Source organism: Sinimarinibacterium flocculans, from assembly GCF_003201205.1.
Taxonomy (GTDB): Bacteria; Pseudomonadota; Gammaproteobacteria; order Nevskiales; family Nevskiaceae; genus Solimonas; species Solimonas flocculans.
The window spans coordinates 101,278-111,685 of sequence record NZ_QICN01000002.1 but is presented as its reverse complement, the minus strand read 5'-3'; the positions used below and the strand labels follow the sequence as shown (position 1 = coordinate 111,685).

The window sequence follows — 10,408 nt, the reverse complement described above, 5'->3', positions numbered from 1 at the left end:
CCGTCGGCGTCGGCGTGGTCCGGGGCGCCGCGCCTGCTTCGGCGATCGACGCTGTGGCGGGTTCGAGCGTGCCGAGTTCCGCCAGCACGGCGCTGAGTGTGCGCGCCTTGGTGTAGTGCTCCATCCGCGACTTGATGCCGGCGGCGAGGGTGTCGGGCAACGCCTTCTGCAAGGCGCCAATGATTTCGACGCGCTTGATCGAGTCGATCCCCAGATCGGCCTCGAGATCGGCATCGACGTCGAGCATCTCGGTCGGGTAGCCGGTGCGCTCGGCGACGATGTCGAGCAGGGTCGAACGCAGATCGACGCTGCTGGCGGTACTGACCGCCGCCGGGACCGGCGCAGGCGGCGCTGCGGCCGGTTGCGGTGCCGCTGCCTCGCGAGGCGCGACGACCGCCGGCATGGCGACCGGTGTCGGCATCGCCAGGGTCATGCCCGACGGCGCGGCGGTGCCGCCAAGGAACTGATGCAGCACGCGCTCCTGCAGCGCAAGGAACTGGCGCATCGTCTGCTGAAAGGCGAGCAGGGCTTCGTTCGACCGTGCAGCGGTGACCGCCGGCATCGGCATCGGCATCGGCATCGGCAGCGCGGGCGACATCGCGGGCGAGCCTGGCTGTGACGGGATCGCCGCGGTCTGTGCGCTCTGCATCTGGGCGTCGAGTCTTGCCCGCGCCGCGTCACGGGCGGCGGCGGTCAGCGCCGGGCGCTTGCCGGTGCGGCGCTCGGTTTCGTCGGGGCCGCGCGCGCAGCCGCCCGACAGCCACCAGATGTGCCTGGCGTGCTCGGGTACCGCGGCGTGGCGGGCGAGCTGGGCCAGCTCGATCAGGGGCAGGCCACGACCGCTGAAGAGGGCGGCGGCGTCGAAGCGGACGCCGGCGACGAACAGCTCGGCCAGACCAAGCTGCAGGCTCTTGACACCTTGCATGCCGGTGTCGAGCGAGACCGCGCGCGCGTCGTCGCGGCCGGCGAGAATCTGGCGCGCCAGCGCGGCACAGATGCCGCGCGGGCCGAGTTCGAGGAATACGCGCACACCGGCGTCGTACATCGCCTCGACTTCGGCAACGAACTCGACCGGCTGAAGCAGGTGCGCGTCGAGCTGCTGCTGTATCGCCGCCGGCGTCCCCGGATAGGGCTGGCCATCGCGGTTGGCGAACACGGCGAGCTGCGGCGTGACGAAGCGGGTCGCGTGGATCGCCTGTGACAGCGGCGGCTGCGCCGGCGCGATCAAGGCGGTGTGGAAGGCACCGGATACCGGCAACGGCACCGCGCGCAGGCCGGCATCGGCGAGCACCGCCACCGCGCGCTCGATCTGGGCCTTCGGCCCCGAAATCACGCTCTGTTCGGGCGCGTTGTGATTGGCGACGCAGACGCCGTCGAGCCCGTCGATCAGCGCGGCGATGCGCTCGCGCGGCGCCTGCACGGCGGCCATGCCGCCGGGCTCGGTCTGCTGCGCGGCCTCGGCCATCGCGCGGCCGCGGATTGCCGACAGGTGCAGGAAGTCGAGCGGTTCGATCGCGCCGGCTGCCATCAGCGCGCTGTACTCGCCGTAACTGTGGCCGCCGGTGGCGATCGCCGACAGGCCGAGGCGTTGCGCGAGGCGCAGATACCCCAGCGACAGCGCGCCGATCGCCGGCTGCGCGTAGCGGGTGTCGGTGATCGCGGCGCTCTGCTGCGCCTCGGTTTCGGCGTCAAAGGCTGCGGGCGGCCAGATGCGCTTGCTGAGGCGTTCCGGCAGCGCATCGCGCAGGCTGGCGTCGGCGAGTTCGACGGCACTGCGCAGTTCGTCGACATGCAGGGCGGTTTCGCGGCACATGTTGACGTGCTGGGCGCCCTGTCCGGGGAACAGGAAGCCGACCGCAGGGCTCTCGGCCGGTGCTTCGCGGTTCAATCGGATGTTCTGCGGCAGCGGCTTGGCGTCGCCTTGCAGATGCGCCAGCACGCGGCCGATGTCCTGCTTCAGCGCGTCGAGATCGGCGCTGACGATGGCCAGCGCGACCGGTAGGCCGCGCTGCTGGTCAGCCTGGCGCGCCAGCGCCTGCGCGAGCACGCCCGGCTGCAACGGACTGAGCGCCGGCACGGCATCGCGAAGCTGCTCGAGCCGGCGCGTCAGCGCGTCGGTGTCGGCAGCACGCAACAGGAACAGTTCGCTGGGCCAGCGGGCGCCGCCGGCACTGCCGCTGCTGCCGGTGTATTCCTCGAGCACGGCGTGGAAGTTGGTCCCGCCGAAGCCGAACGCCGATGTCGCGCCACGCCGCGGGTGATCGGCTGGGGCAAGCCATGGGCGCGCGTCCTTGAGCAGATAGATCGGTGCTTTCGGATCGGCAACGACATCGATCGGTCGGGTGACGCCGTGATGACCCGGCAGCGTCCGGTGGTACAGCGACAGTGCGATCTTGATCAGGCCGGAGGCGCCAGCCGCCGCCTTGGTATGGCCGAGGAGGGTCTTGACCGAGCCGATCGCCGCCGTCTTCGGCGCTGCACCGGCATCGGCCAGCGCGCGCGCAACGGTCTGCGCCTCGGTGCGGTCGCCCAATGGCGTGCCGGTGCCGTGCGCTTCGACGAGGTCGAGCGTCGCCGGCGACAACCCGGCCTTGGCATAGGCGCGTTCGAGCGCGCGGACCTGGCCTTCGGTGCGGGGCGCGGTCAGGCCCAGGGCCTTGCCGTCACTGGAGCCGGCCGTGGCCTTGATCACAGCGTAAATGCGATCACCGTCGCGTTCGGCATCGGCCAGACGCTTGAGCGCGACCATCGCCACGCCCTCGGAGATCGCGATGCCGTCGGCATCCTGATCGAAGGTGCGCGGCTTGCCGGTCGGTGACAGCGCCTGGGTCTTCGCAAACGCCATGAACCCGACGGCCGACTGCGTCGTATCGAAGCCGCCGGCCAGCACCAGGTTGCTGCGTCCGGTTTCGAGTTCGTGCACGGCCATGCCGATCGCCGCGAGCGACGAGCCGCAGGCGGCATCGACCGTGTAGTTCACGCCGCCGAAGTCGAGGCGGTTGGCCACCCGGCCGGCGGCGACGTTGAGCAGGGTGCCGGCGAAGGACTCCTCGGTCCATTCGGGCAGACGTTCCCAGACCTCCGGCGAAAGCTGTTCGACGAAGCGCGGCAGCTCGGTGCGCATCGCATACTGCTGGCCGAGATCGCCGGAGCCGCCGCCGGCGCCGAGAATCACCGACGCGTGCTCGCGATCGAAGTTGCCGTCGGCATAGCCGGCATCGGCCAGCGTGCGCGCAGCGGTTTCCAGGGTCAGCAGCTGGAACGGGTCGATCGCCTTCATCGACTTCGGCGGAATGCCGAACTTCAGCGGGTCGAACGGCACTTCGTCGAGAAAGCCGCCCCACTTCGAGTAGACCTTGTCGCGCGCCTTCGGATCCGGGTCGTACATCAGCGCCGGATCCCAGCGCTCGCCCGGCGCTTCGCGCAGCACCGAGCGCTGCTTGAGGATCAGCTCCCAGTAATCGTCCGGAGTGTCGGCGCCGGGCAGGGTCACGCCGATGCCGACGATCGCGATATCCGAGGGTTTCGGCTCGACGCGCTGCGCACCGCGGGCGCCGAGCATCTGCTGCAGGTGCTGGCGGGCGCCGTCGCTGACATCGGCGTGCAGTTCGGCGAGCGTCTGCACGCGCTCGCGCAGGGTCGCGACCTGGCCGATCATGTACATGCCGTCGCTGCGCTGACGGTCCTCGGGCACGACGACGACTGTGCCATCGGCGCCGCGATCGAGACCCTTGGACGCGATGCGCAGGCGGCCGAGATTGAGGTCTTCGAGGGCGTCGCGGATATCCTCGGCGCTGCGGTTCTCGCGCAGCAGGCGCCGCCGCTCGTCGTAGAACGCGCGCGCGAACGGGGTATCGACACAGCGTGACGCGTGGCCGGGCCCCGATTCGAGGTTGAGCGTCTGGGTGCAGCGCAGGGCCTCATCCTGGAAGGTCTGCACGATCGCGCCGCTGGAGACGATCTCGCGGGTGAACAGATAGGCCGTGCCCATCAGGCCACCGACCTTCATGCCGCGCTCGACCAGCGGTGCCACCATCGCCGCGAGCATTGCCGCCGAGGCGGCATCGTGCAGGCCGCCGGCAAACAGCAGATGGACCTTCTTGTCCTCGCCCGGCGGCACCTGCGTCAGCAGCAGCTCGATCATCTGCTCCCACAACGGGAAGCTGGCGATCGGGCCGACGTGACCGCCGCATTCGCGGCCCTCGAACACGAAGCGGCGTGCGCCTTGCTCCAGATACAGCTTCAGCAGGGCCGGCGCGGGCGCATGGATGTAGGTTGCAATGCCGCGTGATTCGAATTCGGCGGCCTGGTCCGGGCGGCCGCCGGCAATCAGCGCGAAGGGCGGTTTGCACGCCCAGATTTCGGCGCATTGTTCGTCGCGCAGCGCCTGCGGCACAAAGCCGAGCATGCCCACGCCCCAGGGCGCATCGCCGATGCGTGCGCGCGTCTGCTCGAGCATCTCCCGCACCTGTGGCCCCCGCATCAGTGCAAGCGCGAGAAACGGCAGCGCACCGGCCTTCGCGACGTCGGCGGCAAAGGCCGGCGAGTCGGAGACGCGCGTCATCGGTCCCTGCGCGAGCGGGTAGCGGGTGCCATGCGACAGCGCGAGCGCGGCGCCGGCGCCGAGTGCATTCTGGTTTGCGGCGCGATCCGGCTGCTGTCGCGCGGCGCGGCGCACCGCCTGGACCAGGCGCCCGGCCGACCCGTAACGGTTGCGGTAGATCGCCGACAGGCCGATGGCCTGACCCAGCGGCAGCAAGGCCTCATCGGTCCAGCCGAGGCGTGACTGCAGCGCGAGTGTCCAGGGATCGAGTTCAAGTTCGCCGGCCTCGACGCGCCGGGTCTCGGCCTCGCTCTGTTTGAGAAGGACATTCGCCGGCCGCGCATAGATCCGGCAGGCACGCCCGAGCACCTCGCCCAGCGCCTTGCACTCGGCGCCATTGAGACGCCCCAGTTCGGCCTGCAGTGTCACCGGCAGCGGGGATTCGTCGAGCAGCAGCAGCGCGTCGTCGAGCACGACGCCGGCAGCACCGGCGGCGCGACAGGCGGCGGCGGCGCGCACGCCGATGCCGCCGCAGGCATACACCGGTTTAGCGATCGGGGTGCGCGCGGCGAGGTCGGCGAGCTTCTGCAGAAGGACGTAACTGCTGTCAGCGCCGACCCAGCCGCCGGCCTCGGCGCCGCGTGCAACCAGGCCGTCGACATGCGGTGCCAGGATCGACGCATCCGCGGCCGTGCTGATCTCGGCGAACCACAGGTGCTGGGGTGCCGGACCGAGGCGTTCGCGCAGGGCGCGCTGTTCGGCCACATCGCCGCCGACCATCAGATGCAGCCGCCGTTCGGCCGCGATCGCCAGCAGTTCGCTGGCGAGCGCCGCATGATTTGCGTTCACGCGCAGGCCAATTGCGCCGCCGGTGCTGTGCAGCAGCTGGATGAAATTGCGCCGGGCAGCGGCGTGATCCTGCGTTGCTGTCAGGTCGAGGACGCCACAGCCGCCATGACGGCTCACGGCGATGGCCAGGCCGGGGTGGGCCAGGTCGGCCGGGCACAGCCCGAATACTTCGAATGTCTTCACGTTACCGCGCTCCATGCGTCGCGCCGGCCCTCCCAGTAGCGGCGGCGACCCGATCCCAACACTTCAATTAACGCTTTCTGCCCTCGACAAACGGCACTTCGAGCACCTTGTCGTGCACGATCGGGCCGTGGCCGAAATACCCCCCCTCACCGAAACACTCGCCGTGGTCGGCGGTGATGATGAAATGTGTGTCTGCCGGCGCCTTGCTGATCAGGGCGTCGAGCACGCCGTCGACGTATTCGACGCATTTGATCTGCTGCTCGTGCAGCATCTTCATCTGGTCGTCGTCGAAGAAGCGGTCATCCGTCTGCTGTCCGAGCTCGTCATCCATGCGCTTGAACACGCCGTGCACGCCCGAGATGTGCGGCAGGCTTCCCGGTTCGAGCATGTACGGATAATGGGTCTCGCCCAGATTCAGGAAGAAGAACTGCGGCTCGTCGTCGTAGAACTCGATCTCGTCGACCATGCCGGCGAAATCGTTGTGATCGGCCATCAACTTGTAATCGTCGAAATGCCGGTTCAGGTGCGAGGTCGGATTGAGCACCGGCATCGACACCCGCGCCACCGTGCGGTAACCGTGGTCCTGCAGCACCTTGGGCAGTGACAGCTGCGGCACGAAGCTCTTGAACGCCAGCCCCTCGATGCCGAGGCGGTCGACCCATTTGACGAAGTCCTTCTTGTACACCTCGGAGGCAAACACGCCCTGCGGGCTGTCGTGGGGAATCATCCCCATCAGATAGGTGTAGTGCGACGGCGAGGTCCACGACGCATAGGCGTAGCGCCGCTCGCCGGTGGCGATGCGGTCCATGTGCGGACGTTTTGCGCGCTGATAGCTGTCGAAACGACAGCTGTCCATGACGATATAAACGAGGTTGTTGCTCATGCCGGTTTCGAGACGATGCGATGCGGCCGCGCGAGGCGGCGGCTGACCGGCTCGTGGCGTTGCGTGCCGGGCGGGGGGAGGGCGCGAGATGCAACGCGTATGCCCATCGTGGGGACCGTCAACAACATCTCTGGCAGCACAAGGTACAGAGTTTCACCCCATGGAAACAAGCGACTGGCCTATATTGTGGCCATCGCTTTCAGGGACCGCTGTCGGAAAAAGGCGCACGGTGACCCTGACGTGGCCACGAGCCTCAGCCGCTGCACGGCACCTGGATCAAGGCCCGGTCTTCGAGACGCAGCGCGGTCAGCGGGCCGCCCCAGACGCAGCCGGTATCCAGCCCCCAGACGCGATGCCGGGGCCATTCGATCTGCCCGAGCGTCGACCAGTGGCCGAACACGATCGGGGTCCCGGCGCTGCGCCGGTCCGGGGCCGCGAACCACGGCAGTAAATCGTCAGCCTGACGCCCCGGCCTGCCTTTTTCCGAGAACTCGAACTTGCCCAGCGCCGTGCAGTAGCGCGCCCGGGTCAGGCAATTGACGATGAAGCGGATGCGCGCGTCACCGCCCAGGTCGTCGCGCCAGCGTGCCGGCTCATTGCCATACATGTGCGGCAGGAATGCCCGCCGCCGCCGCCGGTCTGCGAACACCGCCTGAGCCTCGGCGGCGAGCGCCACGACCTGCGTGACGGTCCACTGCGGGGCGAGGCCGGCGTGGATGATCAGGGTGTCGGTCGCCAGGTGATGCAGCGCCAGCGGCCGGGACGCCAGCCAGTCGAGAAGGACATCGGCGTCGTCGGCCTCGACGACGGCATCGAGACCGTCGCGCGCCTTGCCGATGCCCTGGGCCAGCGCCAGCAGGTGCAGGTCGTGATTGCCCAGAACCGCGGTCGCAGCATTGCCGAGGCCATGGACCAGCCGCAGCGTGCCGAGCGAATCGGGACCGCGTGCGACCAGATCACCGGCGCAGATCAGACGGTCGGCGGCAGGATCGAAGCGGCACAGATCAAGCAGGCGCAACAGGGCGTCGCAGCAGCCCTGGATGTCGCCGATCACGTAAGTGGACATGGGCGAAGAAACGGGGTGGATGAAAACCAAGGTGTGCCGGCTGTTTCCGGACGGTGCGGAGAATAGCGATGCATCGTCGTGAGCATGTCGGCGGGGACGCAGCGGTGTTGCAGGCTTTGCGGGTTAATTGTCATAATATGTTTCTTATAATGTACTAAATACCCAATATGTACATTAATAGATCCATAATTTGGAATCATGCCCATGACTCGAATCAACGTCGACGACGATGCCACCCGCGATCAAGTGACGGCCGCCGAGTTAGGGCGAGCCCTGCGCGCGCGCCGCAAGGTCTTGAGTATCAGCGCGGCGGCTGCGGCGGAAGCGGCTCAGATTTCACGCGTGACCTGGCACCGCCTGGAGAAGGGTGCAATCACGGTCTCCTGGGGATCGGTGCTCGCTGCAACGCGAGTGCTGGGGCTGGTCGTGCGCTTCGGCGGGCATGAGACGGATTCGGAAGCCGCATCCGGCGCCTGGCTGCCCCTGAGTATCCGTCTTGACGACTACCCCCAGCTTCGCCGTCTGGCCTGGCAGGTGCGTGACGGTGCGCAAAGCGTATCGCCGCGTGAGGCGCTTGGCTTGTACGAGCGCAACTGGCGGCATCTGCAGCCCGATCTTCTTGGCGCTGAAGAGCGCAAGCTGATCGAGGCCTTGCGCGACACCTTCGGTGCGGATGGCTTGCGTGTTTGAGCGGTCGCATCACCGCTGTATTGCGCGCGTGCTTGAAGCGCTCGACGCCGAACGGCTGCGCGCACGTCGATGCTGGTTCGGCGGCGGCACCGCCATCGCCCTGCGCCATGGTGAATACCGCGAATCGGGGGACATCGATTTTCTCGTTGCCGATGCCGATGGCTACCGGCAATTGCGCCAGGAGATCGCCGGTCCCGGCAATCTCGATGCCTTGATCCGTGACGGCGCGTCGTCCATTGCGCTGGCGCGCGACGTCCGCGCGGATCAGTACGGCATCCGCACCGCGCTGGACGTGGACGGCGCGCGCATCAAGTTCGAGATCGTCAGGGAAGCGCGGATCGCACTCGATCTGCCTGGACGTAGCGATGTCGTCTGTGGCGTTGCCACGCTCACGACGACCGATCTGGCGGCGAGCAAGCTGCTCGCCAACGCTGATCGCTGGCGTGACGACAGCACCTTCTCGCGCGATGCGATCGACCTGGCGATGATGGATCTGCCGCCGCGCCGCCTGCATCCGGCGGTGGACAAGGCCGCGCATGCATACGGCGACCCCGCGGTCGACGACATGTTGCGTGCGCTGGAAAGTCTGCGGCAGCGACCCGGACACCTGCAGCGGTGCATCGGTGCCTTGTCGATGTCGATGCCCGCCGCGGCCCTGCAACAGCGGTTGCGTGCATTGCGGCGCCGACTGCAGGCATGCCGGGCTGCCTCAACGACTCGGGTGTAGCCCGGTTTCGCGTTGCGGAGCCCGGGTGGTGCGGCGGGGCCGTTCCCGGCTCGCCTTGCGGCGCACCGGGCCAGGTTTGCTGAGCGGTAGCGCCTGCGGGCGTGAATGGTCGCGAGTCGATTCGCGACCGATAAACGGTAGGAATGTGCGGGACTTACAGCTTTGACGCTGTCGTGAGCGGCTCTCATAGTACGTCCACGGTCGGTACGGGCCGGAACTCATGGACAGGAGCACATCATGTTGAACGTTTATGTCGAATACCTGAAGACCTTTTTCAAGGACGAGGAAGGCGCGAGCGCGGTCGAGTACGGCCTGATCGTCGGCCTGATCGCCGTGGTGCTGATCGCGGTGCTGATTGCCGTCGGCGGCGCCGATGACACCGCCGGTCTGCGCGGCCTGTTCAGCGAAGTCGCCACCGAAGTCAACAACGCCGGCACGCCGTAATCGCGTCTGCCGATCGTGATGCCCTTGCTGGCCGCATGGGCAGCCGTCATCTCGGTCTGGGATTTCCGCGAACGGCGGATTCCGAACTGGACCCTGGTGGCGGCTGCCCTGACCGGACTCGGTCTGCTGCTGGTGCAGGGCCACGGGGTGACCGGCGCCGGCTGGCTGGCCAGCCTCGCCGGCGCCGCGATCGGGATGCTGGTCTGGCTGCCGGGCTGGCTGCTGCGCAAGCTCGGCGCCGGAGACGTTAAGCTCGCCGGCTGTATCGGCGGTCTGCTCGGCGGGCTGGCGGCGGTTGAGGCGATGCTGATCGCGGCCGTGGCGCTGGGGGTGATGTCGGTGATCGCGAGCCTGTCGTTCGGCCCGAGCTATCGTCTGCCGGCGGCGGCGGCACTGTCGACCGGCTTCATCGTTCGCCTGTGGGCCGGGCCGTTGTGGACCGGGTAGGGCAGGGCGGGGTTTCGGGGTCAACCAGGGGTTGCGTGATGATCGCAGGACGCGGACAGGCACACAGTGAACACGGACCGCGCCGGCACCAGTCCGGGGCCGCGGTCGTCGAGTTCGCGTTCGTGTTCCCGATCCTGTTCCTGCTGGTCTACGGCGTGATCGTCTACGCCTACGTCTACGTCCTCAAGCAATCCATCGTCTACGCCGCGCAGGAAGCGGCCGAGGCCGCGGTTGCGGTCGATCCGACGATCGCCGATGCCTTCGCCCAGCGCCAGTCGGTGGTCCGGGCGACCGCGGTGTCGGCCCTGTCGTGGCTGCCGGCGTCGCAGCGCGCCCGAGTGACCGGCCCCGGTGGCGAGCGTGTCGAAGTGACCCTGTGCCCCGCCGGCACCCAGGACTGCCCGACTGACAGCGATGCCTTGCGGGTGACGCTGCGCTTTGACCTGGCCGCGCCAAACCATCTGTTCCCGGTGTTGAACCTCTATATTGTCGGCAGCGTTCCACCGCTGCCGGATACCCTGACCGCGAGCGCGGTCGTGCGCATCTGAGCCGGCGGTTCGTCTGGGGATCGGGAGA

8 protein-coding genes are annotated in these 10,408 nt (G+C 68.2%); 5 read left to right on the top strand and 3 right to left on the bottom strand.

Going from position 1 to position 10,408, the window contains the following annotated elements; genetic code table 11:
- The 3 genes from C8D93_RS20590 to C8D93_RS04240 form a co-directional block, all read right to left on the bottom strand.
- Positions 1–5,575, bottom strand: a 5,575-nt coding sequence (locus C8D93_RS20590) for a type I polyketide synthase (RefSeq protein ID WP_211307200.1), incomplete at its 3' end; no start/stop codon positions are given.
- A 67-nt stretch (positions 5,576–5,642) separates the two neighbouring features.
- Positions 5,643–6,458, bottom strand: coding sequence for a sulfatase-like hydrolase/transferase (locus tag C8D93_RS04245; RefSeq protein ID WP_110263933.1), 816 nt, complete (start codon positions 6,456–6,458; stop codon positions 5,643–5,645).
- 253 nt (positions 6,459–6,711) lie between these two features.
- Entirely contained in the window at positions 6,712–7,524 is an 813-nt protein-coding gene (locus tag C8D93_RS04240) for a symmetrical bis(5'-nucleosyl)-tetraphosphatase (protein ID WP_110263932.1), read from the bottom strand.
- Between the two features lie 204 nt (positions 7,525–7,728).
- Here C8D93_RS04240 and C8D93_RS04235 point away from each other — a divergent pair, with 204 nt between their 5' ends.
- From C8D93_RS04235 to C8D93_RS04215, 5 genes are all read left to right on the top strand, one after another.
- A complete protein-coding gene (locus C8D93_RS04235) occupies positions 7,729–8,214 on the top strand; it encodes a helix-turn-helix domain-containing protein (protein WP_170123889.1) in 486 nt (161 codons plus the stop codon).
- On the top strand, positions 8,207–8,941 hold the full coding sequence (locus tag C8D93_RS04230) for a nucleotidyl transferase AbiEii/AbiGii toxin family protein (protein ID WP_110263930.1): 735 nt from the start codon (positions 8,207–8,209) through the stop codon (positions 8,939–8,941). Before C8D93_RS04235 ends, C8D93_RS04230 begins: the two co-directional genes overlap by 8 nt.
- Positions 8,942–9,178: 237 nt before the next feature.
- The gene (locus C8D93_RS04225; protein ID WP_110263929.1) at positions 9,179–9,385 is read left to right on the top strand and encodes a Flp family type IVb pilin; all 207 of its coding nucleotides are present in this window, start codon (positions 9,179–9,181) and stop codon (positions 9,383–9,385) included.
- Positions 9,386–9,403: 18 nt separating this feature from the next.
- Entirely contained in the window at positions 9,404–9,832 is a 429-nt protein-coding gene (locus C8D93_RS04220) for a prepilin peptidase (protein WP_110263928.1), read from the top strand.
- A gap of 38 nt (positions 9,833–9,870) precedes the next feature.
- Positions 9,871–10,380 carry a TadE/TadG family type IV pilus assembly protein gene (locus tag C8D93_RS04215; RefSeq protein ID WP_110263927.1) on the top strand — a complete coding sequence of 170 codons (510 nt, stop codon included), beginning with the start codon at positions 9,871–9,873 and terminating at the stop codon, positions 10,378–10,380.
- The last annotated feature ends 28 nt before the right edge of the window (positions 10,381–10,408 follow it).